At 67.9% G+C, this 26,325-nt stretch carries 30 protein-coding genes and 1 pseudogene; 28 read left to right on the forward strand and 3 right to left on the reverse strand.

Annotated features, from left to right (window positions below; translation table 11 throughout):
- Nucleotides 1–118 precede the first annotated feature (118 nt).
- The 24 genes from OJJOAM_RS21250 to OJJOAM_RS21365 all read left to right on the forward strand — a co-directional run bounded on the left by OJJOAM_RS21250 (nucleotide 119) and on the right by OJJOAM_RS21365 (nucleotide 19,219).
- Entirely contained in the window at nucleotides 119–487 is a 369-nt protein-coding gene (locus OJJOAM_RS21250) for a hypothetical protein (protein WP_149316183.1), read from the forward strand.
- Nucleotides 484–690, forward strand: a complete 207-nt coding sequence (locus OJJOAM_RS21255) for a hypothetical protein (protein ID WP_422649729.1) — start codon at nucleotides 484–486, stop codon at nucleotides 688–690. Before OJJOAM_RS21250 ends, OJJOAM_RS21255 begins: the two co-directional genes overlap by 4 nt.
- A complete protein-coding gene (locus OJJOAM_RS21260; RefSeq protein ID WP_422649730.1) occupies nucleotides 687–2,732 on the forward strand; it encodes an EscV/YscV/HrcV family type III secretion system export apparatus protein in 2,046 nt (681 codons plus the stop codon). The genes OJJOAM_RS21255 and OJJOAM_RS21260 overlap by 4 nt, the downstream gene beginning before the upstream one ends.
- 2 nt (nucleotides 2,733–2,734) lie before the next feature.
- Complete coding sequence (locus OJJOAM_RS21265) at nucleotides 2,735–3,370, forward strand: hypothetical protein (protein ID WP_422649731.1); 636 nt, start codon at nucleotides 2,735–2,737, stop codon at nucleotides 3,368–3,370.
- Nucleotides 3,343–4,059 (forward strand): hypothetical protein, encoded by a 717-nt coding sequence (locus OJJOAM_RS21270; RefSeq protein WP_422649732.1) that lies wholly within the window; start codon nucleotides 3,343–3,345, stop codon nucleotides 4,057–4,059. The genes OJJOAM_RS21265 and OJJOAM_RS21270 overlap by 28 nt, the downstream gene beginning before the upstream one ends.
- Nucleotides 4,059–4,454 carry a hypothetical protein gene (locus OJJOAM_RS21275; protein ID WP_422649733.1) on the forward strand — a complete coding sequence of 132 codons (396 nt, stop codon included), beginning with the start codon at nucleotides 4,059–4,061 and terminating at the stop codon, nucleotides 4,452–4,454. Before OJJOAM_RS21270 ends, OJJOAM_RS21275 begins: the two co-directional genes overlap by 1 nt.
- Before the next feature lie 153 nt (nucleotides 4,455–4,607).
- Nucleotides 4,608–4,991, forward strand: a complete 384-nt coding sequence (locus tag OJJOAM_RS21280) for a hypothetical protein (RefSeq protein WP_422649734.1) — start codon at nucleotides 4,608–4,610, stop codon at nucleotides 4,989–4,991.
- The gene (locus tag OJJOAM_RS21285; RefSeq protein ID WP_422649735.1) at nucleotides 4,978–6,357 is read left to right on the forward strand and encodes a hypothetical protein; all 1,380 of its coding nucleotides are present in this window, start codon (nucleotides 4,978–4,980) and stop codon (nucleotides 6,355–6,357) included. Before OJJOAM_RS21280 ends, OJJOAM_RS21285 begins: the two co-directional genes overlap by 14 nt.
- Nucleotides 6,358–6,379: 22 nt before the next feature.
- Nucleotides 6,380–7,030, forward strand: a complete 651-nt coding sequence (gene sctR, locus OJJOAM_RS21290; RefSeq protein ID WP_422649736.1) for a type III secretion system export apparatus subunit SctR — start codon at nucleotides 6,380–6,382, stop codon at nucleotides 7,028–7,030.
- Complete coding sequence (sctS, locus tag OJJOAM_RS21295; protein ID WP_422649737.1) at nucleotides 7,027–7,296, forward strand: type III secretion system export apparatus subunit SctS; 270 nt, start codon at nucleotides 7,027–7,029, stop codon at nucleotides 7,294–7,296. The genes sctR and sctS overlap by 4 nt, the downstream gene beginning before the upstream one ends.
- 42 nt (nucleotides 7,297–7,338) lie before the next feature.
- On the forward strand, nucleotides 7,339–8,076 hold the full coding sequence (gene sctT / locus OJJOAM_RS21300) for a type III secretion system export apparatus subunit SctT (RefSeq protein WP_422649738.1): 738 nt from the start codon (nucleotides 7,339–7,341) through the stop codon (nucleotides 8,074–8,076).
- Nucleotides 8,073–9,422, forward strand: coding sequence for an EscU/YscU/HrcU family type III secretion system export apparatus switch protein (locus OJJOAM_RS21305; protein WP_422649739.1), 1,350 nt, complete (start codon nucleotides 8,073–8,075; stop codon nucleotides 9,420–9,422). The genes sctT and OJJOAM_RS21305 overlap by 4 nt, the downstream gene beginning before the upstream one ends.
- 75 nt (nucleotides 9,423–9,497) lie before the next feature.
- Nucleotides 9,498–10,952, forward strand: a complete 1,455-nt coding sequence (locus OJJOAM_RS21310) for a lytic transglycosylase domain-containing protein (protein WP_422651005.1) — start codon at nucleotides 9,498–9,500, stop codon at nucleotides 10,950–10,952.
- A gap of 17 nt (nucleotides 10,953–10,969) precedes the next feature.
- Nucleotides 10,970–11,488 (forward strand): hypothetical protein, encoded by a 519-nt coding sequence (locus OJJOAM_RS21315; RefSeq protein ID WP_422649740.1) that lies wholly within the window; start codon nucleotides 10,970–10,972, stop codon nucleotides 11,486–11,488.
- Nucleotides 11,485–12,705: a type III secretion system outer membrane ring subunit SctC gene (sctC, locus tag OJJOAM_RS21320; RefSeq protein WP_422649741.1), complete on the forward strand. Its 1,221-nt coding sequence runs from the start codon at nucleotides 11,485–11,487 to the stop codon at nucleotides 12,703–12,705. The genes OJJOAM_RS21315 and sctC overlap by 4 nt, the downstream gene beginning before the upstream one ends.
- Nucleotides 12,705–12,992: a hypothetical protein gene (locus tag OJJOAM_RS21325; protein ID WP_422649742.1), complete on the forward strand. Its 288-nt coding sequence runs from the start codon at nucleotides 12,705–12,707 to the stop codon at nucleotides 12,990–12,992. Before sctC ends, OJJOAM_RS21325 begins: the two co-directional genes overlap by 1 nt.
- A gap of 7 nt (nucleotides 12,993–12,999) precedes the next feature.
- Nucleotides 13,000–14,223, forward strand: coding sequence for a type III secretion system inner membrane ring subunit SctD (gene sctD, locus OJJOAM_RS21330; protein WP_422649743.1), 1,224 nt, complete (start codon nucleotides 13,000–13,002; stop codon nucleotides 14,221–14,223).
- Complete coding sequence (locus OJJOAM_RS21335; RefSeq protein WP_422649744.1) at nucleotides 14,223–14,480, forward strand: EscE/YscE/SsaE family type III secretion system needle protein co-chaperone; 258 nt, start codon at nucleotides 14,223–14,225, stop codon at nucleotides 14,478–14,480. Before sctD ends, OJJOAM_RS21335 begins: the two co-directional genes overlap by 1 nt.
- A gap of 301 nt (nucleotides 14,481–14,781) precedes the next feature.
- On the forward strand, nucleotides 14,782–15,144 hold the full coding sequence (locus OJJOAM_RS21340) for a hypothetical protein (RefSeq protein WP_422649745.1): 363 nt from the start codon (nucleotides 14,782–14,784) through the stop codon (nucleotides 15,142–15,144).
- A gap of 34 nt (nucleotides 15,145–15,178) precedes the next feature.
- On the forward strand, nucleotides 15,179–15,817 hold the full coding sequence (locus OJJOAM_RS21345) for a hypothetical protein (protein ID WP_422649746.1): 639 nt from the start codon (nucleotides 15,179–15,181) through the stop codon (nucleotides 15,815–15,817).
- A gap of 26 nt (nucleotides 15,818–15,843) precedes the next feature.
- Nucleotides 15,844–16,461: a SycD/LcrH family type III secretion system chaperone gene (locus tag OJJOAM_RS21350; protein WP_422649747.1), complete on the forward strand. Its 618-nt coding sequence runs from the start codon at nucleotides 15,844–15,846 to the stop codon at nucleotides 16,459–16,461.
- Nucleotides 16,424–17,977 (forward strand): hypothetical protein, encoded by a 1,554-nt coding sequence (locus OJJOAM_RS21355; RefSeq protein WP_422649748.1) that lies wholly within the window; start codon nucleotides 16,424–16,426, stop codon nucleotides 17,975–17,977. The genes OJJOAM_RS21350 and OJJOAM_RS21355 overlap by 38 nt, the downstream gene beginning before the upstream one ends.
- Before the next feature lie 117 nt (nucleotides 17,978–18,094).
- Nucleotides 18,095–18,700 (forward strand): hypothetical protein, encoded by a 606-nt coding sequence (locus OJJOAM_RS21360; protein ID WP_422649749.1) that lies wholly within the window; start codon nucleotides 18,095–18,097, stop codon nucleotides 18,698–18,700.
- A gap of 339 nt (nucleotides 18,701–19,039) precedes the next feature.
- On the forward strand, nucleotides 19,040–19,219 hold the full coding sequence (locus tag OJJOAM_RS21365; protein ID WP_422649750.1) for a hypothetical protein: 180 nt from the start codon (nucleotides 19,040–19,042) through the stop codon (nucleotides 19,217–19,219).
- Nucleotides 19,220–19,257: 38 nt separating this feature from the next.
- Here OJJOAM_RS21365 and OJJOAM_RS21370 read toward each other — a convergent pair whose 3' ends face one another.
- A complete protein-coding gene (locus OJJOAM_RS21370; RefSeq protein ID WP_422649751.1) occupies nucleotides 19,258–19,992 on the reverse strand; it encodes a response regulator in 735 nt (244 codons plus the stop codon).
- A 225-nt stretch (nucleotides 19,993–20,217) separates the two neighbouring features.
- On the opposite strand from OJJOAM_RS21370, the gene OJJOAM_RS21375 reads away from it, so the two are divergent.
- The 3 genes from OJJOAM_RS21375 to OJJOAM_RS21385 all read left to right on the forward strand — a co-directional run bounded on the left by OJJOAM_RS21375 (nucleotide 20,218) and on the right by OJJOAM_RS21385 (nucleotide 22,531).
- On the forward strand, nucleotides 20,218–20,865 hold the full coding sequence (locus tag OJJOAM_RS21375; RefSeq protein WP_422649752.1) for a type III secretion system chaperone: 648 nt from the start codon (nucleotides 20,218–20,220) through the stop codon (nucleotides 20,863–20,865).
- A gap of 221 nt (nucleotides 20,866–21,086) precedes the next feature.
- Entirely contained in the window at nucleotides 21,087–22,217 is a 1,131-nt protein-coding gene (locus tag OJJOAM_RS21380) for a DUF1254 domain-containing protein (RefSeq protein ID WP_422649753.1), read from the forward strand.
- Entirely contained in the window at nucleotides 22,214–22,531 is a 318-nt protein-coding gene (locus OJJOAM_RS21385; RefSeq protein ID WP_422649754.1) for a DUF1214 domain-containing protein, read from the forward strand. Before OJJOAM_RS21380 ends, OJJOAM_RS21385 begins: the two co-directional genes overlap by 4 nt.
- 239 nt (nucleotides 22,532–22,770) lie before the next feature.
- Here OJJOAM_RS21385 and metE read toward each other — a convergent pair whose 3' ends face one another.
- Both metE and OJJOAM_RS21395 read right to left on the reverse strand, forming a co-directional pair.
- Complete coding sequence (gene metE, locus OJJOAM_RS21390; protein WP_422649755.1) at nucleotides 22,771–25,128, reverse strand: 5-methyltetrahydropteroyltriglutamate--homocysteine S-methyltransferase; 2,358 nt, start codon at nucleotides 25,126–25,128, stop codon at nucleotides 22,771–22,773.
- 88 nt (nucleotides 25,129–25,216) lie between these two features.
- Nucleotides 25,217–25,408, reverse strand: a complete 192-nt coding sequence (locus OJJOAM_RS21395) for a hypothetical protein (RefSeq protein ID WP_422651084.1) — start codon at nucleotides 25,406–25,408, stop codon at nucleotides 25,217–25,219.
- Here OJJOAM_RS21395 and OJJOAM_RS21400 point away from each other — a divergent pair.
- Nucleotides 25,328–26,249, forward strand: a pseudogene (locus tag OJJOAM_RS21400) (LysR family transcriptional regulator); the annotation flags it as partial. The gene OJJOAM_RS21395 and the pseudogene OJJOAM_RS21400 sit on opposite strands and share 81 nt — an antisense overlap.
- Between the last annotated feature and the right edge of the window lie 76 nt (nucleotides 26,250–26,325).

Consider the following 26,325-nt stretch of genomic DNA (forward strand, 5'->3'; position numbering starts at 1 on the left):
CAGGTATCGGCCCGATGCCGCGTGCCGCGACTGCCGCGCACGATGGCGACACAGCAAGCAATGAGGACAGCAAGCGCGTCCGGTGGCTCGCGCCGCCGGGGTCGTGCCTGGATCACCGATGGATATTGGAACGCTGCGCAATCTGGAAAAGCTGTTTCGGCTGATGGACGTCAAGCCGATCACGATCGAGCCCCGCGTCGAAATACGCGACGGCGAGATCCAGGTGTTCATGGAAGTACGCGACCGCCGCGTGCTGCTGTCCACCATGCGGCCGGTCGATCCCTACGTCGCCGACACGGCGCTGCGCTCGCTGCTGACGCGCTGGTCGCCCGCATGCATGGCCGGCGTGCCGCTGCGGGTGTTCCGCGTCGACGACTGCCTGTTCGTATCGGGCGCGATGCCCGCGGGCAGCGGCGCGGAGCTGTGGTACCGGACGGTCCGGGCACAACGCAGGCTGCTGGAAGCCTGCACGAAGGAGGAAGCATGAGGTTCGTCTTTGCGGCGTTGTTGTTGCCGCTGGCGCTGCTCTGGAGCACCGCGATCGTCGCGTTGGCACTGGCGCTGGTGCTCGGCGCGGTGGCCGTCGGCCTCGGCTGCCGGACCGCCGCCGCGCTGGGCGACGTGTTCGGTCGCATCATAGGGGCACAAGGCAGGGCACAGCGCCTCGCACGGCGCGGGGCACGGCCATGATCAAGCGCCTCAGTACCTGGCTCGCCACCGTCGGCGGCCGGCAGGACGTCGTGCTGGCCGTCATGCTGATGGTGGCGGTGTTCATGATGATCTTGCCGCTGCCGACCATCCTGGTCGACCTGCTGATCGCCATCAACCTGGGCCTTGCGCTGCTGCTGCTGATGACGGCGATCTATGTGCGCGATCCCCTCGATCTGTCCGCGTTGCCGTCGCTGCTGCTGATCACGACGCTGTTCCGGCTTGCGCTGACGGTCAGCACCAGCCGCCTGATCCTGCTGCAGCACGACGCGGGCGAGATCGTGACTGCCTTTGGCAACTTCGTCGTCGGCGGCAATCTCGCGGTCGGCATCATCGTGTTCTCGATCATCACGGTGGTGCAGTTCATCGTGATCACCAAGGGCGCGGAGCGCGTGGCGGAAGTCGGCGCGCGCTTCTCGCTCGACGCGATGCCCGGCAAGCAGATGAGCATCGACGGCGACCTGCGCGCCGGCACGATCGACGCCAACGAGGCCAAGCGCCAGCGCCAGCTGGTGCAGAAGGAAAGCCAGCTGTATGGCGCGATGGACGGCTCGATGAAGTTCGTCAAGGGCGATGCGATCGCCGGCATCATCGTGATCCTGGTCAATATCGTCGGCGGCATCGCGGTCGGCACCATGCAGCACGATATGGGCGTCGGCAAGGCGCTCGAGGTCTACTCGGTGCTGTCGATCGGCGACGGTCTGATCGCGCAGATCCCGGCGCTGATCATCTCGATCGCGGCCGGCATCGTGGTGACGCGCGTGCCCGGCGAGAAGCGCGAGAACCTGGCGCAGGATCTGGTCAACCAGTTCTCGCGCCAGCCCAACGCGCTGATGATTGCCGCCGGCGTGCTGCTGCTGTTCGCGCTGGTGCCGGGCTTTCCCGCGTTGATCTTCATGCCGCTGGGTGCGCTGCTGGGACTGGTCGCGTTCTATGCGCGCCGCCGTGCCAAAGCGGCCGCCGCCAATACGGCCGACCAGGGCGGTGCGGTCGCCGATGGCGATGGCGAGACGCGCATGACGCCGGGCGCGGAGCCGCTGTCGCTGAAGCTGGCCAAGGATGTGGCGGCGCTCCCGGGTCTCGCCGAGGCACTGGAGGCGCTGCGCTGGCAGAAGTTCGAGCGGCTCGGTATCGCGCTGCCGAAGATCGAGCTTGTCACCGAAGCCGGGTTGCCGGCCGGCAGCTTCAGCGTGCTGCTGTACAGCGAGCCGGTGCTGAAGGTCGCCATGCCGGCTGGCCGACTGCTGCTGGCCCGGCAGGCCAGCGCCATGCCGATCGCCGAGCGCGTCGACAACCTGCCGTTCGGCGGGCTGACCCTGCAATGGATCGCGCCGGAGCACCAGGCCTCGCTGGCGCAGTCGGGCATGTCGCTGCTCGCCGGATCGCAGGCGGTGTCGTACGCCGCGGCGCTGACCGTCGACCGCTTCGCCGACGAATTCATCGGCGTGCAGGAAACCCGCTATCTGATGGACGCGATGGAGGCGCGCTACGGCGAGCTGGTCAAGGAGCTGCAGCGCCAGCTGCCGATCAGCAAGGTCTCGGAGGTGTTGCAGCGGCTCGTGGCCGAGGGCATCTCGATCCGCGACCTGCGCACCATCTTTGAGGCATTGATCGAGTGGTCACCGAAGGAGAAGGAAACGGTGATGCTGACCGAGTACGTCCGCGTCGCGCTACGCCGCCAGATCGTCGGACGGCATGCGCGCGGCGAAGCGCGGATCAACGTCTGGCTGATCGGCGACGGCATCGAGAACATGATCCGCGACTCGGTGCGCCAGACCGCCGCCGGCGCCTACTCGACCCTGCAGGGCGACCAGATCGAAGCCATCGTGGCGCGCATCAAGGCCGGCATTGCCGGACGCGAGGACATGGAAGGCGCGCTGGTCACGGCGATCGACGTGCGCCGCTTCCTGCGCAAGTTCCTCGAGCGCGAGCTGTTCAGCGTGCCGGTGTTGTCGTACCAGGAGCTGGGCGACGACGTGCAACTGCACGTGCTCGGCAATATCGACATGATCGGGGGAGTATGACGATGCGTATGCCTGATGTCGACGCGATCGTCTCCCGGGTGGCAGGCAGCCTGACGTTGCCGGCGCTGGAAGATGGCGTGGAGCGCTTCGGCCGCGTGGTCGAGGTCGGACCCACGCTGATCAAGGCCAGCCTGCCCGACGCGGCGCTGGCCGAGCTCTGCCTGATCGGTTCGGATATGCAGGCCGAAGTGGTCGGCCTGCAGCGCGAGATCGCGCTGCTGTCGCCCTTCTCCGAGCCGATCGGCATGAGCTGCGGCGCGCTGGTGCGCCCGCTCGGCACCGAGCATCGCATTCCGGTCGGGCCGCATCTGATCGGCTCGGTGGTCGACGGCCTGGGCCGCCGGATGAGCGGTCCGCCGGTGCCGCCCGCTTGCGAGACGCGCGCGCTGGAGGCCGCGGTGCCCGATCCGCTGACGCGCACGCTGATCGATCAGGTGCTGCCGCTGGGCGTGCGTGCGATCGACGGCATGTTGACCTGCGGCCGCGGCCAGCGGATCGGCATCTTCGCCGCCGCGGGAGGGGGGCAAGAGCACGCTGCTCGGCATGATCTGCGACGGCAGCCTGGCGGACGTGGTGGTACTCGGGCTGGTGGGCGAGCGGGGGGCGCGAAGTGCGCGAATTTCTCGATCAGACCTTGACGGCCGAGGCGCGCGAGCGGTCGGTGGTGGTGGTATCCACCTCGGATCGGCCGGCGCTGGAGCGCCTGAAGGCCGTCTACACCGCGACCACCATCGCCGAGTACTTCCGCGATCAGGGCCTGAACGTGCTGTTGATGGTCGATTCGCTGACGCGCTTTGCCCGCGCCGGCCGCGAGATCGGCCTTGCCGCCGGCGAACTGCCGGCCGCCGGCAGCTTCCCGCCCAGTGTGTTCGCGCGCCTGCCGCGCTTGCTGGAACGAGCCGGCTGCGCGGCCAGCGGCAGCATCACCGGCATCTACACCGTGCTGGTCGAGGGCGACGACATGACCGAGCCGATCGCCGACGAGGTCCGCTCGATTCTCGACGGCCATATCGTGCTGTCGCGCGAACTGGCGGAAAAGAACCACTATCCCGCCATCGATATCCCGGCCAGCATCAGCCGGGTGATGCACCAGGTCACCGGTGAGCAACACCGGCAGTGGGCCGGCAAGGCGCGCCGGCTGCTGGCCCAGTACAAGGAAATCGAACTGCTGTTGCGGGTGGGCGAATACGAACGCGGCCACGACGCCGAGGCCGACGACGCGCTGGATCGCCGCGCCGGACTGGAGGCGTTCCTGTGCCAGGGCACCGGCGAGCGCGCCGATTACCAGGGCACGCTGCGGCAGTTGCGGCAGGTCGTGGAGGGATGATGGCCAGGCTCACCACCGCCCAGATGCTCGACCAGTTGCGCACCATCAAGACCTGCCGCGAAGGCGTGCTGCGTCACCGCGCCCGCCGTATCGAGGCCGACATGCGCGAGTGCCGGCAGCAGGCCGATACCCGCAAGGCCGAGCAGGCCGATCTGCGCGCCCAGTGGCGCGCCGCCAACGAGACCGAACACGCGGTCGACCCGCGGGACTTCCACAAGCTCAAGCGCCAGTTCGCCGAGTTCTATCAGCGCGAACAGCAGCTGCAGGCCGCGCTGCGCAAGCTCGCCGAGCAGATCGCCGATTGCCGCGCCCAGGCAGCGCAGACCGCGCGGGCGCTGAAGGAGAACCTGCGCGGCCAGGAGAAGCTGGCTGTGCTGATGGAGGAGCAGCGATGAGTGTGTCTCCCGTCGGCGGCGTCCTGCCCAAGGGCGGCCGCGATCGCGATGACCGCCGCAAGGTGGAGCCGGAGCAGACGGCGCAGTTCGACGCGGCCATGCGCAAGCGCAGGCGGTCCCGCGAGCGGGGGCGCGGAGGACGCGGATGCCACTGTGACGCCGCCACCCCTGCCGCCGGCATGGTGGTCGATGCTCGGCGGCGCGCGGCCCGAGTCGGCCGCGACGGCCGCCTGCGGTGGCCCGGACGCCGGCCGCGCCGAAGCGCCCGCGCCCGGCGACTTCGAAGCCGATGGCTTCGCCCCGGGTACGCAGGCGCGCCTGAACGGCAATGCGATGCATGTCCGCTTTACGCAGGGGGCATGGGCCGGCATGGAGCTGCAGGCGTCGCTGCATGCGGGGCAGGTCGTCGTCACGCTGCGGCCGCTGAACCGGCAGCAGCACAAGCGCCTGGTCGAGGCGAAGTCGTCGTTGAGCGACGAGGTGGCCAGGCAGACCGGTGAAGTGATTCGATTGGAGGTAGCCGATGCTACTCGATGAATGGAGCGATCAGGACCTGGAACTGGCGCGGGCGATCGGCCCCGGCCGGTCCAGCGCCGCCGCGGGCGGCCGGCGTGGCGGCGCCGGTCCGCACGGCCACGGCGATGGGCTCGACGCGCTGCAGGCGCTGGAAGGTCTCGACGCCGCGGATCCGCTGACGAATGCGTTGGCCGATCCGCTGGCGGATCCGATCAGGCGGTTCGATGCCTTCGACGGTGATCCGTTGGGCGGCGATCCGCTTGCTGATGATTTGCTGGGCGAGCCCGGCGGCGTGGTGCGGCACGGACCGGGCCGGCACGAAGCGCCGGCCGACTTCGGCGCTGACGGCCCACGCGGCGGCAAGAGGCACGACATCGGCGACATCGGAGGCATCGGCGACATCAACGGCATCGGCGGCATCAACGGCATCGGCGACCCCGCCAACCTCGATACGCATCCCGAAGGCGCCGCGCTCCTGCTTGACCTGAAGTCCTGCGGCGGCGACGGCGTGGTGCTGTCGATGTCGATCGACGGGCAGCGCGCCCGTGCCTGGGCCGACGCCGACGCCTGGTGCGAATGGCTGGCGCCGCGCCTGGCGGTACAGCGCTTCCAGCAGATCCCGCCCGATCTGCTCGGGCTGCTGGGCCAATGGACGCTGTTGCCGCTGCAGCACCATGCCCGCCACGCCGGTCTGGGCCTGCCGCACTTCTGCGCCGCCGAGCCGGGGAGCTGCGTGCGCGCGATCGCGCCCACGCTGACGCTGAGCCGCGCCGATGCCGAGTTGGACCTGCGCCTGCTGGACTGGCCCGAACCGTGGATCGCCGCACTGGCGCAAACGATGGAAGACCGGCGGCCGCCGCTGACGATCCCGCCGATCCCGGTCGCGCTCGCAGCCGGATGGGCACGCCTGACGCGCGCGCAACTCGCAGGCCTGGTGCCGGGCGACGGCGTCGTGCTCGAGCGGCCCGCCGCGGTCGAACACGGCCACGCCTGGCTGGTTGCCGAACGGCCGCTGGCGCTGGCGTGCTTCGCGCACGGCGCCTGGCATATCGAATACGCATGCAATGAGGAAACCAGCATGGAACAAGGGACCGAGACCACGCTGCGCGGCAGCCAGCTCGACGACGACAACATCGTGCTGACGGCGGTCGCCGAAGTGGGGGCGGCTGTCGCTGTCCCTCGATACGTTGCGCGAGCTGCAGACGGGGCAGATGCTGGAGCTTGCCCATGCCAGCCACGGCCGGGTCACGCTGACCGTCTCCGGGCAGGCGGTCGCGCACGGCACGCTGCTGCGCGTGGGCGACAAGCTGGTGATGCGGATCGAGTGAAGGCCGGCGATTTCAGGCATGGGCCCGATGCCGGCGTGTGCCGGGCATGCCGAGAATGATCGCTCACCCACGGACCCCATCATGTCGCTTGCCGATCATCCTCTGCAGCTGATCCTGCTGCTGTTCGCCCTGTCGCTGCTGCCGCTCTTCATCGTGATGGGCACGGCGTTCCTGAAGATCTCGATCGTGCTGTCCACGCTGCGCAATGCGCTCGGCATCCAGCAGATTCCGCCGAACATGGCGATCTACGGGCTGTCGCTGGTGCTGACGCTGTTCATCATGGCGCCGGTGGGCATGGCGATCAGCGACAACCTGAAGGCCAATCCGATCAAGATGGAGGCGCCGGATCTGTTCGGCCAGGTCGAAACCCGGGTGCTCGAGCCTTACCGCGAGTTCATCAAGGGCAAGGCGAGCCCGCAGCAGGTCCGCTTCTTCATGGACATCGGCGAGAAGATGTGGCCGGAGCCCTATCGCAAGCGCATTCCCGACGATTCGCTGGTGGTGCTGATCCCGGCCTTCACCGTCAGCGAGCTGGTCGAGGCCTTCAAGATCGGCCTGCTGCTCTACCTGCCCTTCGTCGCCATCGACCTGATCGTCTCCAACGTGCTGCTGGCGATGGGGATGATGATGGTGTCGCCCGTGACGATCTCGCTGCCGATCAAGCTGCTGGTATTCGTGCTGATCGGCGGTTGGGAAAAGTTGCTCGGCCAGTTGATCCAGTCCTACCTATGAGCAACGAAATCATTGCGCAGCTGGCGTCCAACCTGCTGTGGCTGGTGCTGATCCTGTCGCTGCCGGTCGTCGTCGTGGCGTCGGTCGTTGGCGTGCTGGTCAGCCTGGTGCAGGCGCTGACGCAGGTCCAGGACCAGACGATCCAGTTCCTGCTGAAGCTGGTCGCGGTCTGCGTCACGCTGGTGATGACCTATCACTGGATGGGCGCCACGCTGATCGGCTATACGAACATGGCGTTCGAGCAGATTTCCGTGATGGGGAAATAGGTGGACGGCTGGCAGCATATCGTTCCGACGCTCGCACTGACGATGCTGCGCCCCCTTGGCATGCTGGTGCTGATGCCGATGTTCTCGGCACGCGCGCTCGGGGGCGGCTTGATCCGCAATGCGCTGGTACTGGTGATGGCGCTGCCCGCGCTGCCGATGCAGCTGGCGCAGGCAGCGCAGTTTGCCGAGCTGTCTGTGCCGGCGCTGGCCCTGCTGGTGATGCAGGAGTTCGTGATCGGGCTGGCGATGGGCTTTTGCGCAACCATTCCGTTCTGGGCCATCGACATGGCCAGCACCGTGATCGACACCGTGCGCGGCACCTCGATGGCCTCGGTGCTGAACCCGATGCTGGAAGAGCAGTCGTCGGTGTTCGGCGTGCTCTTCACCCAGGTCCTCGCGGTGCTGTTTCTGGTCGGCGGCGGCTTCAACGCGATGCTGACCGCGCTCTACGCCTCGTACCAGAGCATGCCGCTGCTGGGCGGCTGGCATCTGTCGGCAAGCTTCCCGGGCTTTATCGCGCATCAGTGGCAACTGATGATGGAGCTGTGCATCGGCTTCGCGCTGCCCGCGCTGGTGGTGATGGTGCTGATCGATGCCGCGCTGGGCCTGGTCAACCGTTCGGCGCAGCAATTGAACGTGTTCTTTGTCGCGATGCCGATCAAGAGCGCGCTGGCGCTGTTCGTGCTGGCGACCGGCATGAGCTACGCGCTGGGCACCTTCCAGCTGCGTTTCGATACGTTCGGCGGCGTGGTGGCCAATCTGCTCGGGACCATGCGATGACCGAGAAGACCGAACAGCCGACGCCGAAGAAGATCCGCGATGCGCGCGAGGAAGGCCAGATCGCCAAGAGCGTGGAGATTGTCACCGGCATCCAGCTCGCCGTGCTGCTTGGCTACTTCTGGGTGCGCGGCGAGGACATGATCGACGCGTTCCAGAACATCATCGAGGTGGCAATCGCCAGCACCGGCGAGCCGCTGCGTGTGGCGATGGGGCGCGTCGCAACGGTTTCCGGCACGCTGATGCTGCATCTGCTGGCGCCAGTCGCCGTCGTGCTCGTGCTGACGACGGTCGGTGCGGTGATGTCGCAGATCGGCCCGCTGTTTGCGCCGAAGTTCATCAAGCCGAAAGGCGAGCGCATCAGTCCGCTGACCAACGCGAAGCAGCTGTTCTCGCTGCGTTCGCTGTTCGAGTTCGGCAAGTCGCTGCTCAAGGTATCGATCCTGAGCATCGCCTTCTATCTGCTGATCAAGCGCTATCTCTATTCCTTCCAGTTCCTGCCGCTGTGCGGCGCCGAGTGCGGACTGCGGGTCACCGGTGTGCTGATCGGCTGGCTGTGGGGAATCCTGGTGTTGTTCTACGTGGTGTTCGCCATCGCGGATCTGGCCTTCCAGAAGCGCAGCCTGACCAAGCAGCTGATGATGAGCCGCGACGAAATCCAGAAGGAGTTCAAGAACACCGAGGGCGACCCGCATATCAAGCACAAGCGCAAGGAGATCCATCGCGATATCCAGAGCGGCAGCATGGCGGCGAACGTCAAGCGTTCCACCGCGGTGGTACGCAACCCGACGCATGTCGCGGTCTGCCTGTACTTCGTCGCCGGCGAGACGCCGCTGCCGCAGGTCATCGAGAAGGGCGTCGATGCGCGTGCGCGGCAAATGATCGCGATCGCCGAGGAGGCGGGCGTGCCGATGGTCGAGCAGGTCTATGTCGCGCGCCAGCTCCATGCGCGCACCGAGGTCGGCGACTACATCCCCGCCGAGCTGTTCGAGCCGGTCGCCGAGATCCTGAGCCTGGTCAACGAGATGAGGCAGGCGGAGGAGGGGTTCGGGGACGACGAGCTGGACGACGAGGTGGACGACGAGCACACCGAGAGCGATGCCGACGCCGACAGCGATACCGACACCGATACCGCAATCGACACCGACACCGACACCGATACCGACACCGCAATCGACACCGACACCGACACCGACACCGACGCCGACACCGACGCCGACACCGACGCCGACACCGACACCGACGCCGCCAGCCCCACCCCCAGCCCGGGCACCGACGGCGGCGTCGATCCCCGCGGCGATTCCGGCTGCAACCCACCATCCGATCCCCGCCGCCCGGCCGATGGCTAGGCCGGTGCGAGGGACGGTTCCCCTATTGGAGAGCGTTTCGTGATGAGGACGATAACGGCGGTCCCGGTGATCGCCATGATTGGCGGCCTGGCGGCAGGCGCCGCCCACGCCGACGACCTTGCACCATCGGCAGCGCAAGCCGCAGCGCAGGCAGCAGCTCAGGCCGTGGCGCCGGCCGCAGTGCAGGCCGTGGCGCCGACCCCAGCACCGGCCGCAGTGCACGCCGTGGCACCGACCATGGCGCCCGCCGAGCCGCAGGCGGTGGACCCCGCGGCCGCCAATATCTGGGGCGTGCAGAGCGCCGCGGAGCGGGAGGCCCGGGCCATCGTGGACCGCGAGCGGGCCGCTTCGTCCACCGCAATACCGCAAGCGCAACCTCGCGGCTCTCGCGGCCCCCATGGTTCCCGTGGCGCCGCCGACGGACGCGTCGCTGACGGTCGCGTCGGCGAGGGGCGCTCCGGCGATGGGCGCCCAGATGTCGAACAGTTGGCGCTCAGCACGCTGGCCCGCCATGCGGCACGCGCCATGGGCCAGGACAACGCCCGCGTGCTCGGTCTCGATGCCATCGCGCCGACCGTCGAGGCAGCGGTGGCGTCGGCGGATGCGCGACCGCCGACCTCCGCGGCACCACGCGCGCGCACCGTCGCCTTCCAGCCCGAGGCGATGCGCGAGGGGATGCGCGAGGGCGGCATGGCGGGCGAGGGAACGACCGCTGCGCGAGGCTCGACGCGCCCGCGCCACGCCCAACTGGCGCTCGCCCCGCCGAACGCACGGCTGGCATCGGCCTACGACGACCTGATCGAAGAGGTCGCGCGCCGGCACGATGTCGCGCCGCATCTTGTCAGGGCGGTGATCAAAGTCGAATCCAATTTCCAGCCGCAGGCGCGCTCGCCGAAAGGCGCGGTCGGCCTGATGCAGGTGATGCCCGCGACGGGGCGACGCTTCGGCGCGGCCGATCTGCGCGATCCGCGCAGCAATCTGAGCGCCGGAACGCAGTATCTGCGCTGGCTGCTGAACCGCTTCGACGAGGACCTGACGCTGGCGCTGGCGGCCTACAACGCCGGCGAGGGCGCGGTCGAAAAATATGGCCGACGCATTCCGCCCTTTGCCGAGACCCAAGGCTACGTTAGCAAGGTGCTGGCGCACCTCGGCCTGGCGCCGGCAGCCGCGCAGCCGGCCGTGCCAGTTCCGGCGGCGGGCGGCAATGCCTCCGGCAACGGCGGCACCGCCGATGCGCAAGCCGCCGGCACGATCGCGAGCCGCGCCGACGACGGCAGCGGCGTCAAGGCAGGTCGTCCGGTGAGGACCAGCGGCAACGGTACGGCGGCACGCCAGCAGGCCGATGCGACGCTGCGCACCGTGTCGAACTGGATCGGTGCGCTGTTGACGTCCAGCTCGCAGCCATCTTCGCGTGCGGCGACGAACGGGGCCGCCGCCACGGTGCCCGCGATGGCGACGGACGCGCCGGTCGAGGCGTCGAGCTGGATGCGATTGCCGGCCCCCGAGCCGGTACGCGCGGGGCCGGTCTGATGACGGCGTCAACAAGCATGCCGTTGCCGCAGCGCTGCGCCGGCGCACCGCTTTCAGGTCATGACCGGATCACGCCGTCGCGCCTCCTGCCAGATGATGAGTCGATGAACCCACCGTCCACTTTCGGCCAGCGCGGTGCCGGCGCCTGGTTGCGCAAGCTGATGGATTGCCCAAGCGTCGCGGTGATCGCCGCCAATGGACCGACCGCGCAGATCGAAGTCGGCGGTGTGTCGGCCAGCGCCTGGTGCCTCGAGGCGGGACTGTGCATCGGTCTGCGGCTCGAGCTGGGCGCGGAGCCTCCCGAAGGCTGGCTCGACGACGCGGCGCTGTCGTTGGCCGCCACGCCGGCGGCGGCCGATGACGCGCTGGCAAGCGATGGCGAGGCGTGGCTGCTGTGGCACCGCTACGACCACGACATCGAAACCAGGCAACTGGAAGAACGGCTCGCGCTGCAACTGGCGCTGGTCCGACGGCTGACGGAAAGCGCGCGGGCTGCCGCGACCGGACCGGGTTCGGATATTGGAAGATTGATATGAATGCATTGCAGCTGGGCAAGCTGTCGTTTCTTGCCGCCTCCCTGGTCTTCGCCCTGGAGGCGCGGGCGGCATCGGGCCCGCTGGGCCTGTCGGGCCCGGAGTTCTCCGTGTCTTCGCGCGGCATGAAGGTAGCCGCGCTGCTGCGCGACCTGGGCGCCAACTACGGCGTGCCGGTGATCGTCAGCCCGGACGTCAACGATACCTTCGTCGGCACGCTGGAGGGCCGCCAGCCGGAACGCCTGCTCGACCAGCTGGCGCAGCTGTACAACCTCGCCTGGTATTTCGACGGCCGCGTGCTTTACGCCTACAAGGCGGGCGAGGTCAGGACCGAAGTCCTGACCCCGTCCTATCTCGATGCCAGCGAACTGGCGCAGTATCTGCGCGAGGCGGGCGTGTTCAAGGGCGGTACCTGCTCCGTGCGGCCCGTCAGCAATTTCAATGCGGTCGAGGTGTTCGGCGTGCCGGTCTGCGTGCAGCGGATCGGCAAGCTGGCCAAGGACCTCGACGAGAAGACGCTGAACCAGACCCAGAACAAGGAGGTCGTGCAGGTCTTTCCGCTGCGCTATGCCTCGGCGGTCGATGGCGCCTACACCTACCGCGACCAGCAGGTCGTGATTCCCGGCGTGGTCACCGAGCTGCGCGAGATGGTGCGCAGCCGCGCGATCCCGGCGCCGACCGAAAGCGGGCAGGTGGTCCCCGTCTCGGGCACGCAGCCGACCTTCTCGGCCGATGCCCGCAACAATGCGGTGATCGTGCGCGACCGCAAGGCCAACATCCCGCTGTACGCCGAGCTGATCAGGCAGCTGGACCAGCGGCCGCGGCAGATCGAGATCTCGGTGGCGATCATCGACGTGGACGCCGCCGACATGCGCGAGCTCGGCCTCGATATCGGCGGCAGCGTGGGCCTGGGCAAGTCCCGCATCAGCTTCAACGCCGGCAATGCCTCGGCCACCGACGGCACCTTCTCGACGGTGCTCAGCAACACCGCTGACTTCTTCGTCCGCATCAATGCGCTGGAGCAGAACTCCAAGGCCAAGGTGCTGTCGCGCCCGTCGGTGGTGACGCTGAACAACGTGCAAGCGGTGCTCGACCGCAACATCACCTTCTACACCAAGCTGCAGGGCAACAAGGTCGCCGAGCTGGCCTCGGTCGCGGCCGGCCTCGCTGCTGCGCGTGACTCCGCGTCTGATCGACATGCACGGGGGAGCAGGAGGTAATGCTGACGCTCGACATCCAGGACGGCCGGCAGGAGCCGCCGGCCAACAACATCGAGCAGCTGCCGCAGGTGCGCAACTCCGGCATCGCCACGCAGGCCATCCTGCGGCCGGGCCAGAGCCTGCTGCTGGGCGGCTTCGTCGAGGAGAAGCAGCGCCAGGGCCAACGCAAGATTCCGCTGCTGGGCGACTTGCCGCTGGTCGGCAGCCTGTTCCGCAATGAGACCCGGGAGAACCTGAGCGTCGTGCGGCTGTTCCTGATCAAGGCCGAACCGCACGCCCTCAACTGAAGTGGTTATGAAATACCGATACCAGATCAAGATCCTCAGCGGGCCGCTGGCCGGACGTCGGCTGCGCTTGCCCGAGGGCGAATTCACCATCGGCGGCGCCGATCCCGATCTCGACGCCATGCTGGAGGGCGGCGGGCGCGCGGTGCTCGATTGCACCGAGCAGGGCGTGCTGCTGCGCACGGACGTGCCCGTATGGCTGGAAGGCGTGCCGACCCGGCCTGGAGAAGCGCCGTTGCCGCTGGAGAAGGTCGTCGACATCGGCGGCCTCGCGCTGCTGGTCGGCGATGCCGATCGGCCGCTGCCCCAAGCCAAGGTGCCGCCGCGGCGCGACGGGCGCCGCGGCATGGTGTCCACGGTGCTGGCCTACGCCGGTCTGGTGCTGCTGATGTCCGGCAGCGCGGGCGCGGCGATCTGGGCCTACGGGATGCTGCAGCCGGACAGTGCAGTGGTCGATCGCGACGAATGGCTGGCCGAATGGCGCAAGCGGGCGCGGCACCAGGGCATCGACGTTGCCACCCAGCAGGACGGGATGATGGTGCTCGGCGGCAGTTGCGTGGATTCGAACGCGCGCAACGCGCTCGTCGACAAGCTGCGCGAACACGGCAAGCCGTTTCGCGACAACACCCTGTGCCAGGACGAACTGGTGCGCAACGTGCAGGCCGTGCTGAACCTGCACGGCTTCGGCGAGGCGCGCGTGCGGCCCGGGCCGGCGGTCGGCACGGTGATCATCCAGGGCACGCTCCACGCCGACGCGCGCTGGCGCCGCGCGGTGTCGATGCTGTCGTCGATGCAGGGGCTGCAGCGGTGGTCGGTCGAGGATCCGGTCGGCACCAGCGTCAAGACGCTGATCGGCATGCTGCGCGACGCGGGCCTGATCGGCCGGCTCAGCGTCGCGCGGGAGAAGGACCTGATCCTGCTCACCGGCGTGCTCGATGAAGGCGCGCAGCGCAGCCTGTCCGCGGTCACGCACGCATTTTCGGGCTCGCATCCGGACGCGCCGAAAGTCATCTTCCAGAACATCCCGACCCGGTCGATCCAGACCGGCATCTTCCCCGCGCCGGTGGTCAGCTTCGGCGGCAGCGGCGAGCTGGCCTTTCTCGATCTGGCCAACGGCACGCGCCTGAAGACGGGCAGCCGGCTGCCGGCCGGCCACGTGATCGTGCACCTGGACCGCAACGGCATCGACCTCGAGCGCGAGGGCGAGCTGATGCATCTACCGCTGGAGCTTTGATGGAACCCACCTCCACTCCCACCGCCGCCCTGTATGGCACCAGGATCGAAGGCCGCCTCGCCGAGGACCGCGAGGGCGTGCTGCGCAAGCAGTTGTGCGCCGAACTGGCGCGCGCGCGCCGCAGCATCGATGCACAACTGCGCGCGCCGCAGACGCCGGAGGCCTTCGCCAGATTGATGGCGATGCGCGAGCTCTGCCTGGCGGGCACGCGCACGGTCGACAAGGTGTGGCGCCGGCTGGCGGCGCAGCGTGCATGAGCGCTGCCTGAGCGCTGCATGGGCGCTGCATGGGCGCTGCCTGGGCGCTGCCTGGGCTTGTATCAGCTTGCATGAGCGCGCACCGCGGTGGCCGGCGAGCCCAATACCTGAACAGTAGCCAAATGCTTTAGCACACCGGTTTTTTCAATAGATTCGTGAAGGCTTGATCCGTAGAGTCAGGTCCACGGGCTTCCAACGGAGTCGAATCAAATGGAACAAGCAAAAGAGCAAGAGAAGGACCAAGAACAGGAGCAGGAGCACGAGAAAGTCTGGAAGGAGGCTTGCGAAACCCTGGAACGCCTTGCGCGTGATGTTGCACAAGGAGATGCGCGACTGGGCCGTGATCCAGCGGCGTGTCGACGATCTCTATATGCGGGCGAGCAAGGACCCGAAGGCGGCGCAGGCGGTCATCTCGCTGGAAGCCAGCCTGGCGGAGTGCCGCGGCGATATCGAAGACGCCGAGCGCCGCATGCAGCAACTGCAGGCCCTGGTCAAGGAGATGAATCTGCGTTCCGCGCAGGATCGCCGCGAGATGCAGCGCTACAAGGAAAAAGCGTTCGGTCTGCGCGGCGGTGAAGAGAACGAAAAACCCGTCCCGGTGACGCCTCGCGCCGAGGACACGGCGGCCGCGCCCAAAAGAAGGCGTGTGCGCCGTTTTGCATGACGTGGCTGATTCTGATTATTCAATGGAGTAGAACATGCCTGGAGTCGCAACAAGACCCAATCCCATTCTGGGCCAGCAAACCGATGCAGCGGTCAATTTCCCGCCGCCGCCCCCGAGCGTGTCGGTCGATGAGCCGGTGATCGTGGCCAACGCGCCATTGGTCACGCGCAACTACACCCCTTTGGCAGCAACCGATGCCGCGAACTTTCAAGCCATGTTCATGGCGATCGAAAGCCAGCGCCAGGAGGTCGGCGCCCGCATGGAGGACTATCGGTACAACAACGATATGGCGCGGGCCATCGAGCAGCTGAAGAACTCGGTCCGCATGTTGCTCGACAAGATCCGGGCAGGAGACGACCCGAAGAAGACGATTCAACTCGATCCGCAGCTGGCGTGGTTCATCTGGAACAACAACCTGGAGGTCAAGGGTTACAAGCCGCTGGACAAGTTCGCGAACTTCACGGAGTTCTCCAACGAGCGGTACTCGGCCGACGAGCTGAGCACGGTGATCAGTTCACTGGACATCGACAAGAGCAAATACACCGATGCGAACAGCCAATACATGCAGCAGATGCAGCTGGCCCTTGGCCTGCTGCAGGTGTACCAGCAACTGCTGACTTCGCTGATCGACCAGACCAAGCGCATCAAGGAAACGGTTACCTCGAAGATTTGACGCCTTGCGGCGAAAGGGAGAGAACGGTGAAGCGTGTTTCGAGGTCGCCAGGCCGGACACCATCGGAAAAGCCGGTCGGGCCAACGAGCCTGGTCCTCGGTGCGGCCGATGGCGAGCAGTGGTTCGAGCCGCTGGAGGCCGACGCCCGGCAAGCGAAGGTCGAGCACTACTTTGCCGAAGGCGGAAGCTTGCGTGCCTTGTTCGGGCTCGACCCGGTCGCACTGGAAACGCTGTACGCGTATGCCTGCCAGCGGTTCGAGGCGAGCGATCACGAGGGCGCCCGCCAGATCTTCTTCGCACTGGCGGCAATCGATCCGCATCGCTATGACTATTGGCTTTCGCTCGGCCTGTGCCTGCAGAAGCTGCATCGGCACGACGAGGCGATCTACTGCTTCGTGCGCAGCGCGGGCCTGCGAATGTGGGAGCCCCAACCCCCGTTCCTGGCCGCATTGAGCCTCCAGCTTTGCGGCGAGTACGGCAAGGCGGCCGAGGCTTGCGAAGCCGCCATCAAGTGGTGCGGACAACAAAGGGAACATCAGGAACTGCGCGGCCTCGCCGAGCAAGCGTTGCGATCGCTGCTGTCGTTGGCATCGACCGCGCCGATGCATGGCGAAGCCGCGCCAAACGAAGGAGGAACGGAATGAACGGAGCGACGGCATTACACCAGTCCGGATTCGTGCCGGCCTGGGTTGGGGGGCGACGGCCGACCCGAAGCCATCGAAGCAAAAAAAGCGGGCACAGTCGAGCGGCGCGGCGCAGCCTGGCATCAGCGTGCCGGTTGCCGCGGAGTTCGAGGCGCCGGTCCAGGCGTCATCGCTGCTGAAGCCGCCGCCATCCGCCATGCGAATGGTGGACGCGAACGCGGCGGGCCAGGCCTGGGACAGCGTCACGGCCATCCTTTCCGGGGCCGTTCGCGCGGCCTCGGCGGCGGCAAAGGGAGATGAAAGCGGCACGGACCTGGCGCTGAACGATCTGGGCAAGGCCACGGAGTCGCTTCACGTGTTCTACCAACGGGCGCTGAATCCCGAGGCGGTGCTGCTGCAACTGCAGCTGGAGTCCACGCAGTTCACGGCCGACATGACGCGGGCCAGTCTCGAACATACCGCCGACCTGCGCAGGGAAGAGCTGGCCGCGATCCAGGAGAAGCAGCGCAACGAGAAGGCAGCCGCCGAGAAGCAGCAGCAGATGGAGCGCAAGGCGGGCAAGGGCCAGATTGCGGCACTGGTATTGGGGTGGGCCACCTCGGTGGCGCAGGTCGTGACCGGCGCGCTCAAGATCGCCACGGGCCAGCCGCAGGGCGCGCTGGACCTGACGGCAGGCTTGATCGGATTGGCCAAATGCACCCTGCAGAGCATCCAGATGGCGCATCCCGAACTGTCCGGCAAGCTCGGCTCCCATATCAAGGAGCTGACCAAGTGGGAGATCGGCTTCAGTGTGGCGGCGGGTGTCACCAGCCTGATCTCGGTCGGCAGGATGGCGAGGGCGGCCAACGCCATTCTGGGCAGGGCGGCCGGCAACCTTCTGCAGACCGGTGCGCAGTCGGGCACAAGCTCGGTTGGCGTGACGCTGGTACGCGGGTTCAACCAGGGCGGCGAGGCGGCCAACGCGGCATCGCAACTGATCAAGGACATCGCGAAAACGCTGGTCGACGATGTCGCCGACCAGATGCGCAACTCGCTGCGCTGGGCTGGCGGCAACCAGAAGGCGGTGGACGCGCTTGCCAAGGCGTTCTCGAACGAGGCGCTGCAGCAGATGGTGGAGAACGCGCTACGGCAGGCCGCGAAGCAGATGAGCGGCATGACGACCGACGCCTTGCAGGCGGGCTTCATCGCGCAGGTCCAGACGCAATTGCTGCGGTCGGTGGCCCGCGCGGCCGTCAACGTGGCCGCCGTGTTGGACGCGCCGGTGTCGACGGCCAAGGTGATCGCGCCTGCCACCCAACAGATTGTCCATCATGCGTTGCGCATGGAGGCGGCCGACAAGAAGGAGGAGATCGACCGCATGATGATTCGCGCCATGATGCTGCAGTTCGTCATCGAGCTGATCGACCGGCAGGTAAAGGAAAACAAGAAGGCGCTGGAACGCGTCACGCAGGACCAGGTACAGACGACCGAAAAGATCACCAATTCCCTAGGGGGAGATTCGCGACGTTGCCCTTGATGCGGTCGGCGCTGGCGTCTGACCCTGGGGTCGGGTTCTTCACTCAACAATCGAACCGGAAACCTTTCGCACAGGTGCGGATTCCGGTTCGGCAATGTATCGATAGGAGTAGTCACAATGGACGCCACTCAAGCCAATGTCGTGATACCGAGGATTCCGGTCGCGGACACGAACACGACGTACGACGGTATGTCGACGCGGGCGATGATTCTCGAAATGCAGCGCAGCATGAAGAAGCTCTACGACCTCTACGTAGAGTGCCAGGCACAGCTGGAGCAGAACGCGGCGCAGCTGCAGGTGCTCGCCTTCGAGAAGGCGAACGACGCCAAGGATGCCCGCAAGAACGCGGAAATGATTTCGGGCGCCATTGGCATCTTCTCCGGTGTGGTCGGCCTCGGCGTCGGCGGCGCGGGCGGATATCTGGGTGCCAAGAACACTAACGTCGGCTTCGCCATGGGGCTGGACATGGGGTCGCACTTCAGTACCCCCGCCACCAGCATCGTCAACAACGCCGGGCAGATGGGTGCCGCTGGCATGCGGAGCAAGGCCGAGGAGCATCAGATCCACTCGGATCTGGCCCGCAACGTGGTCGATTCCGCGCAGCGCGATGCTTCCAAGGTGCGGGACAACGCCGATCAGCACCGTCAGCAATATCTGCAGGACGCCAGCCAATTGACCCAGGAAGCGATTGCGGTATTGAAGTCCACCGTCGGTCCGCGCTGATGGAACCACTGCGCATGGCGTCGCTGGATGCGGTGGAGATGGATCCCGTCACGCGCTTCCTGCACGCACGCGGCCTGTCGACACAAACCGCTTGCCTCGGGCAATCGGCGTTCGAACTGGGCCGATGCGTGCGGGTCGCGACGCTGGAGCTGATCTATCGCTTCGAGCGGGGCGTGCTGTTCATCTGCGACATGACGGCCATCGACGCCTCGGCCAACGCTGTCGGCGCCATGCGCGTGCTGGTGTCACTGATTCACGCGATCGAGCGGTCGGTGCCGGAGGTGTCTGCCGTGGAAGGGCTGGTGCCGCTAGAAGGAAACGACGGGGGAGGGCAAGGACGTGGAGGACTGCAGGGACGCGGAGGACGGCGAGGACGCCGAGGCGGACCTGGGCCGTCGCCTGCTCGAGGTGTACCGAAAGCTCGGCGCGCATTGCGATCCGGAGCAGGTGCCCGGCATGGTGCACGTCAGGTACACGATGCGAGGCGGCGCGCAGCAGGCGCGGCTGGCGCCAGCATGATTTCCGCCGCAATGTCCGCCGTGATGTCCGCCGCGAGATCAGACGTCGATCAATCCAAGCCGCCGCGCCCATTTGGACAGGTCGGCGACATTGTGGGCGTCGAGCTTGCGCATCAGGTTCATCCGATGCGTCTCGACGGTCTTCAGGCTGATCGACAGCCGCTCGGCGACGCGCCGGTTGGTATGTCCCTCGGCGACCAGCTTCAGTATCTGGCGTTCGCGCGGCGTCAGGCCGGCGGCGGCCACGTGGCCGCCGTCGTCCCCCTCGGCGCGGCGCATCGCATCGACCTGTTCGAGGTCGATGTCGGGATCGAGATAGGCCATGTCCTGCCGGACCGCGTGCAGCGCCGCCATCAGCTTTTCGAGGTTGCTGCGCTTGAGCACATAGGCGTGGGCGCCGGCGCGCAGCGCGGCGGCCGCGCGGTTCTCGGAATGCAGGCCAGCCAGTACCACGACCCGAATGCTGGGCCATCTGCGGCGGATCGTCGCAATGGCGTCGACCCCGTCGAGGGAGCGCAATTGCAGGTCCATCAGGATCAGATCGGGATGGAGCTGCAGGCAGGCGTGGACGGCCCCGTGTCCGTCCGACGCTTCGCCGACGATGTTGACTGTCGGGTCGGCCTTGGTCAGCAGCGACTTCAGGCCCTCTCGCATCACGGCGTGATCGTCGACCAGCACGACGCGGGTGGCGGACAGGTGAGCGGTGATGGGGCGGCGTGCCGATTGCACCAGGCGAGGCAGTACGGCAAGGCTGTTCAACGTTTGGATAGTCATGTGTTGCTCCGAAGACTATGCCGGAATCCGAGTTGCGTCCGATGCCAGGTGTTGGCTCGATGGCCCTCGGTTCAGGATGGCGTCAGTCTAGGTAGCGACAATGAGCAATAAATGATGGAACGATGAGATGGAAATGAGGGCCGTCGACCGGCAGCATCGACGCGCGGTATCGAAGTCGATCGATGCCATGGATCGAGGTGTGAACGAACGCGACTGGAGCGCGACATGAACAGACTGGATGGCTTTGACCGCCTGCTGGCGGAGTTCGGCGAATCGATCGGGATTCCCGAAATGGCATTCGACGAGGATGGCTTGTGCCATATCCGCGTCGACGAGGAGTACCCGATCACCTTCCGTCGCGATGACGACAACCACAACCTGGTGCTGGTCGGATTGATCGCCGAGGAGTTGCCGGAGCGGCTCGACCGCGAAATGGTCAGGGAAATGCTGGCCACGGGCGTCGAGCCGCTGCGCGACCACGGCGCCGCGCTGGGGCTGGAGCCGCAGTCCGGCACGCTGATCCTGCATCAGACCATGCCGCTGGCCAAGATCGACCGCACGGTGCTGGAGACGCTGCTGGGCAACTTCATCCTGATGCAGAAGGACTGGTCGGCGCGGGTGGCCGGTGTGGGCGCGCCGGGCGCGCAGGCCGACCAGGCCGACCAGGCCGGGATCAGGGCGGGCCACGATCTGCCCGCCGGTCCGTTGGCCGGCAGGCCGGCCGGCCTTGGTGGCGCCAATGGCCCCAATGGCCCCGCCGGTCCTGCCGGTGCGAAGCCCGGGTCGCCGGGTCCCGGTCAGCCCGGTGCCAAGGCCCCGGCCAAGCCGACTGCGGCGGAACCGCGCTACCACCCCCATCTGCATCACCGTTGACCGCTGACCGCTGACCGTTGGCGGCTCCTCGTTGCCCGTTGCCCGCTGCAGGCGGCGGCGAACGTCGATCGCACGGTGCGAAGATCGGTCGGCAGCGGGGTCCCGGCGCCACACTGTCGATTGACAATCCTGGCCCAGGCTATCCATCATTCTGGTCGGAAAAGAAGGCGCCCCGGATCGGCATTCGCCGCCGAGGGCAGCCGCACAAGAAGGAACGGGAAATGATGCAGTGGATACGCCTAGTGGCGGGCGCGGCGGGAGTCGCCGCGCTGTTGGCCGGGTGCGCGGCGGTGCCGCCCGACGAGTCGCCGATACGGGCGGCAGTACAACCGACGCGGGACGACGCCCGCGTTCTGGCCGTCGAAGTCTATACCTACGCCTATCCCCTCGTGCTGACCGATGTCACGCGCGAAGTGATGGCGGCGCGGGCCTCCGCCGGCGCGACGGGGCAGACGGCAGTCAATACCTTTGTCCACCAGCGCGGCGCGCCGCGCCCCGGCGCCTCCGACATGGCCAGCCCCGACGCGGACACGCTGACCTCGGTCGCCTGGCTCGACCTGTCGCGCGGGCCGGTGGTACTGAGCGTGCCGGACACCCAGGGCCGCTACTACACGATGCAGCTGCTGGACGGCTGGTCCAACGTCTTCTCGGCGCTGGGCAAGCGGACCACCGGGACCCAGCGCGGCAACTACGCGATCGTCGGCCCGGACTGGACCGGCGCGTTGCCGGCCGGCGTGCGCGAGATCCGTTCCCCGACGGCGATGGCGTGGGCGGCGCTTCATATTCAGGTCGACGGCAAGCAGGATCTGGCGGCCGCGCACCGGCTGCAGAACGGCTACCGGCTGACGCCGCTGGCGGCCTGGCCGAACGGCCGCCGCGCCCTGCCGGCGGTGCCGACGATCCCGCCGGCGGCGGTCGACCTGGAGACGCCCCCGGTCGAGCAGGTCGCGGCGATGGACGCGCAGGCGTTCTTCAACCGCTTTGCCGCGCTGCTGCCGGCCAACCCGCCGACCACGGCGGACGAGGGCATGATGCAGAAGGTACGGGCGCTGGGCATCGAGCCCGGCGCACCGTATTCGACGACCGTGCTGGAACCGGAAACGGCGCGCGCGCTCCAGGACGGCGCGACGCGGGCGCTGGCCCGCATCGTCGCGCTGGCGCGCGGCGGCGAAGGGGCGGCGTCGGGCGCCTGGCTGTCCCGCAAGGACGCCGGCCGCTATGGCACCGACTACGACCGCCGCGCCGCCACGGCGTGGCTGGCGCTGGGGTCCAGCCTCGGCGAGGACACCATGGCGTTCCGCGCCAACGCCGACGCCACCGGCCAGCGCTGCACGGCGCCCACCGCTACGTGATCCGCTTCGACAAGGGCGCGCTGCCGCCGGCCAAGGCGTTCTGGTCGCTGTCGCTGTACGACCAGGCGCAGGACGTCGTCGCCAACCCGTTGAACCGCTATGCGATCGGCAGCCGCGACCGCCTGCGGCGCAACCGCGACGGCTCGGTCGAGATCGTGGTCCAGCATGCGCGGCCGCCGCGGGCACAGGCGGCCAACTGGCTGCCGGCGCCCGACGGTCCGTTCAACCTGATGCTGCGGCTATATTGGCCGCAGCCGACGGCGCTGGACGGCAACTGGAGCGCGCCGCCGGTGCGGAAGGTCGGCGCGGACTGAGCGCGGATCGAGCGCCAACCGAGCGCTAACAGAGCGCTGACCGAGCGCTGACCGAGCGCTGATGGTGCAAAAAGGGGCGGCCTGGAGCCGCCCCTTTCTCATTGCCAGCCTGGTAGCCGGTCTCTGATGGCGCGCCTCGATCGCGCACCACCCCGCGCCCATCAAAGTGCGATCAACGCGCGATCAAAGCAGGATCAACGCGCCATCAAAGCGCGATCAAAGCGAGATCAATGCGCCGCTCAATGCGCCGCGCAATCGCACTGCCCGCCCGCATGAGCCGCCCGCTCCAGCGCCACCGGCTGCCGCCGCAACCCCGCCGCGCCTTCCGCCGCCAGGCGCTCGCGCAACTGCCGGGCCGCGGCCACCATGTTCCGCAGCGCCGCCTCGGTCTCGGCCCAGCCGCGCGTCTTCAGCCCGCAATCCGGATTGACCCACAGCCGCTCGGGCGGAATCACCTGGCAGGCGCGCGTCAGCAGCTGGCCGATCGCCTCGACGCTGGGCACGCGCGGCGAATGGATGTCGTAGACGCCGGGGCCGATCTCGTTCGGATAGTCGAACGCGGCAAAGCCGTCGAGCAGCTCCATCGCCGAGCGCGAGGTCTCGATCGTGATCACGTCGGCATCGAGCGCGGCGATCGCCGGCAGGATGTCGTTGAACTCGGCGTAGCACATATGGGTGTGGATCTGCGTATCGTCGCGGACCACGGCCGCGGCGATGCGGAAGGCGCGCACCGCCCACTGCAGATAGCCGTCCCAGTCGGCGCGCCGCAGCGGCAGGCCCTCGCGCAGCGCCGGTTCGTCGATCTGGATCACGCGGATACCAGCCTGTTCGAGATCGGCCACTTCGTCGCGGATCGCCAGCGCCAGCTGCAGCGCGGTGTCGGCGCGCGGCTGGTCGTCGCGCACGAACGACCATTGCAGCATCGTGATGGGGCCGGTCAGCATGCCCTTCATCGGCCGGTCGGTCAGCGACTGCGCATAACGGGCGGTATCGACGGTGATCGGCTCGGGACGGTAGACGTCGCCATAGATCAGCGGCGGCTTGACGCAGCGCGATCCGTAGCTCTGCACCCAGCCGAATTCGGTGAAGGCATAGCCGCACAGCTGCTCGCCGAAGTACTCGACCATGTCGTTGCGCTCGGCCTCGCCATGCACCAGCACGTCGAGCCCCAGCGCCTCCTGGCGGCGCACGGCGTCCTCGATCTCGGCGCGGATGCGCTGCAGATAGGCCAGCGCGCCGAGTTCGCCGCGCTTGAAGGCCGCCCGGGTCTGGCGGATCTCGGCGGTCTGCGGGAACGAGCCGATCGTGGTCGTCGGCAGCGGCGGCAGCTGCAGCGCGGCGCGCTGATCGGCGATGCGCTGGGCGAAGGGGCTGCGGCGATCGGCCATCTCCGCTGTCACCGCGGCGACGCGCTGGCGCACCTGGGCGTTGACCACGCGACGGGACGCACGGCGGCCGGCCTGGGCGGCATCGGAGGCGGCCAGCGCGTCGGCCACCGCGGCCTCGCCGTCGTTCAACGCGGTCGCCAGCACCTTCAGTTCGTCCAGCTTCTCGGTGGCGAACGCCAGCCAGCCGCGGATTTCGGGATCGAGGCGCGTCTCCGGGGCGAGCGACACCGGCACATGCAGCAGCGAGCAGGACGGCGCCAGCCACAGCCGCTCGCCCAGTTCCGCCTGCAGCGGCGCCAGCTGCGCGAGGATCGCGCGCAGGTCGGCGCGCCAGATATTGCGGCCGTCGATCACGCCCGCCGACAGCACCGCACCGGCCGGCAGCACCTCCCGCCAGGCCTGCCACTGCTGCGGCGCGCGCACCAGGTCCAGATGAAAACCGTGCACCGGGAGCGTGGCGGCGCGGGCGGCATGGTCGGCCGCCGAATCGAAGTAGGTCGCCAGCAGCAGCTTGACGCCGCAGTCGGCCAGCGCGGCGTAGGCGGTGTCATAGGCGTCCAGCCAGGCGCCGTCGAGCTCCAGGCACAGTGCGGGCTCATCGAGCTGGACCCATTCGATGCCGCGCGCCTGCAGCCGCTGCAGGAGGTCGCGGTAGGCGGCGGCCAGCTTCGGCAGCAGCGTCAGGCGATCGAAGCCGGCGACGTGGGTCTTGGACAGCCACAGCCAGGTGACCGGCCCCACCAGCACCGGCTTGACGCGATGGCCCAGCGCCAGCGCCTCGTCGATCTCGTCGAACAGCCAGTCGACTCCGCCATCGAAGCGCGTGTCCGGACCTAGTTCCGGCACCAGGTAGTGGTAGTTGGTATCGAACCACTTGGTCATTTCCATGGCCGGCTGCGCCGCATTGCCGCGGGCCAGCTCGAAATACTGGGCCAACGTCAGCTCGCGCGGATCGAAGCCGAAGCGTGCCGGCAGCGCGCCGAGCAGGGCGCTCATGCCGAGCATCTGGTCGTAGTAGGCGAAGTCGCCGGCGGCGACCAGGTCGAGGCCGGCGTCGGCCTGCTGGCGCCAGTGCGTCTTGCGCAGGCCGGCGGCGCACTCGCGCAGCGCGGCCTCGCTGACCTCGCCGCGCCAGAACGCCTCCTGGGCGAATTTCAGTTCGCGTTTCGCGCCGATGCGCGGGAACCCCGGAATATGCGTGCGTGCCATCTCTCGCTCCAAAGCAAAGTGGCGCTCAGTGTCCGGCGGCGGGTAGAATGAATCAAGTGATATGTTTTAAACAAAATATGAATTGGTTTCATATCAGGGGTTGGCGTGCGGGGCTCGGGCGGGCCGGCGTCCCGAGCCTTTCCTCGACCGCCGACAGTCGGGTACGGACGAAACCCGGCACGAAACCAGGAACGACACCATGATCGAGGTCCGCCATTTCCGTTCGCTGGTCGCCATTGCCGAATCCGGCAAGCTCGCCACGGCGGCCGAGCGCGTCCATGTCAGCCAGTCCGCGCTGTCGCATCAGATCAAGGCGATCGAATCGCACTACGGCCTGTCGCTGTTCGACCGCACCCGCGGGGCCTTCGCTTTACCCCCGCCGGGGGAACGGCTGCTGGCGTTGTCGCGCGAGGTGCTGGCGTCGATCAGCGCGGCCGAGCGGGATCTGGAGCGGCTAAAGGGGGATACGCGCGGGGGAGCTGCGCATCGTGCTGGAGTGCCACACCTGCTTCGACTGGCTGATGCCGGTGATGGACGAATTCCGTACGCGCTGGCCCGAGGTCGAGGTCGACCTGGTGGCGGGCTTTCATGCGGACCCGCTGGCGCTGCTGGCCGAGGGGCGGGCCGACATGGTGATCGGCTCGCTGCCGCCGACGCGGCGGGGACTGGCCGTGGTGCCGCTGTTCCGCTTCGAGATCCTGGCGGTGATCGCCAACGAGCATCGGCTGCGCAACCGGCGACGCATCGAGGCGGCGGACCTCGAGGGCGAGACGCTGATCACCTATCCGGTGCCGGAGCCGCGCATCGACCTGATCCGCGAGGTGCTGGAGCCGGCCGGCATCCGGCTGCAGCGGCGCACCGCCGAGCTGACGGTGGCGATCCTGCAGCTGGTCGCCAGCCGGCGCGGCGTCGCGGCGCTGCCGAACTGGGGCGTCAAGAACTACGTCGACCACGACTACGTGCTGGCCAAGCGCATCGGCGCGGGCGGGCTGTGGAGCGAGCTGTATGCGGCGATGCCGGCCGCGCTGGCCGAGCGGCCGTTCGCGCGGGATTTCGTCGCGATCGTGCGCGAGACCTGCGCGCGGGACCTCGACGGCATCGAACTATTGCCCGATGAAGCGGCGCAGGGCCGGGGCGGCAAGGAGGGCGCCAGGGAAGGCGTCGAGGGAGGCGTCAAGGCAGGCGTCAAGCGAGGCC

Source organism: Cupriavidus sp. H18C1 (genome assembly GCF_049311595.1).
In the GTDB taxonomy this organism is placed as follows: Bacteria; Pseudomonadota; Gammaproteobacteria; order Burkholderiales; family Burkholderiaceae; genus Cupriavidus; species Cupriavidus cauae.

Excerpts from the sequence above, each read along its gene's own strand:
- OJJOAM_RS21250 (WP_149316183.1), top strand. The coding sequence starts at position 119 with ATGGATATTGGAACGCTGCGCAATCTGGAAAAGCTGTTTCGGCTGATG.
- OJJOAM_RS21255 (WP_422649729.1), top strand. The coding sequence starts at position 484 with ATGAGGTTCGTCTTTGCGGCGTTGTTGTTGCCGCTGGCGCTGCTCTGG.
- OJJOAM_RS21260 (WP_422649730.1), top strand. The coding sequence starts at position 687 with ATGATCAAGCGCCTCAGTACCTGGCTCGCCACCGTCGGCGGCCGGCAG.
- OJJOAM_RS21265 (WP_422649731.1), top strand. The coding sequence starts at position 2,735 with ATGCGTATGCCTGATGTCGACGCGATCGTCTCCCGGGTGGCAGGCAGC.
- OJJOAM_RS21275 (WP_422649733.1), top strand. The coding sequence starts at position 4,059 with ATGGCCAGGCTCACCACCGCCCAGATGCTCGACCAGTTGCGCACCATC.
- OJJOAM_RS21285 (WP_422649735.1), top strand. The coding sequence starts at position 4,978 with ATGCTACTCGATGAATGGAGCGATCAGGACCTGGAACTGGCGCGGGCG.
- sctR (WP_422649736.1), top strand. The coding sequence starts at position 6,380 with ATGTCGCTTGCCGATCATCCTCTGCAGCTGATCCTGCTGCTGTTCGCC.
- sctS (WP_422649737.1), top strand. The coding sequence starts at position 7,027 with ATGAGCAACGAAATCATTGCGCAGCTGGCGTCCAACCTGCTGTGGCTG.
- sctT (WP_422649738.1), top strand. The coding sequence starts at position 7,339 with ATGCTGCGCCCCCTTGGCATGCTGGTGCTGATGCCGATGTTCTCGGCA.
- OJJOAM_RS21305 (WP_422649739.1), top strand. The coding sequence starts at position 8,073 with ATGACCGAGAAGACCGAACAGCCGACGCCGAAGAAGATCCGCGATGCG.
- OJJOAM_RS21310 (WP_422651005.1), top strand. The coding sequence starts at position 9,498 with ATGATTGGCGGCCTGGCGGCAGGCGCCGCCCACGCCGACGACCTTGCA.
- OJJOAM_RS21315 (WP_422649740.1), top strand. The coding sequence starts at position 10,970 with ATGCCGTTGCCGCAGCGCTGCGCCGGCGCACCGCTTTCAGGTCATGAC.
- sctC (WP_422649741.1), top strand. The coding sequence starts at position 11,485 with ATGAATGCATTGCAGCTGGGCAAGCTGTCGTTTCTTGCCGCCTCCCTG.
- OJJOAM_RS21325 (WP_422649742.1), top strand. The coding sequence starts at position 12,705 with ATGCTGACGCTCGACATCCAGGACGGCCGGCAGGAGCCGCCGGCCAAC.
- sctD (WP_422649743.1), top strand. The coding sequence starts at position 13,000 with ATGAAATACCGATACCAGATCAAGATCCTCAGCGGGCCGCTGGCCGGA.
- OJJOAM_RS21335 (WP_422649744.1), top strand. The coding sequence starts at position 14,223 with ATGGAACCCACCTCCACTCCCACCGCCGCCCTGTATGGCACCAGGATC.
- OJJOAM_RS21345 (WP_422649746.1), top strand. The coding sequence starts at position 15,179 with ATGCCTGGAGTCGCAACAAGACCCAATCCCATTCTGGGCCAGCAAACC.
- OJJOAM_RS21355 (WP_422649748.1), top strand. The coding sequence starts at position 16,424 with ATGGCGAAGCCGCGCCAAACGAAGGAGGAACGGAATGAACGGAGCGAC.
- OJJOAM_RS21360 (WP_422649749.1), top strand. The coding sequence starts at position 18,095 with ATGGACGCCACTCAAGCCAATGTCGTGATACCGAGGATTCCGGTCGCG.
- OJJOAM_RS21370 (WP_422649751.1), bottom strand. The coding sequence starts at position 19,992 with ATGACTATCCAAACGTTGAACAGCCTTGCCGTACTGCCTCGCCTGGTG.
- OJJOAM_RS21375 (WP_422649752.1), top strand. The coding sequence starts at position 20,218 with ATGAACAGACTGGATGGCTTTGACCGCCTGCTGGCGGAGTTCGGCGAA.
- OJJOAM_RS21380 (WP_422649753.1), top strand. The coding sequence starts at position 21,087 with ATGATGCAGTGGATACGCCTAGTGGCGGGCGCGGCGGGAGTCGCCGCG.
- metE (WP_422649755.1), bottom strand. The coding sequence starts at position 25,128 with ATGGCACGCACGCATATTCCGGGGTTCCCGCGCATCGGCGCGAAACGC.
- OJJOAM_RS21395 (WP_422651084.1), bottom strand. The coding sequence starts at position 25,408 with ATGGACGCGCTCGGCCGCCGTGGCGAGCTTGCCGGATTCGGCAATGGC.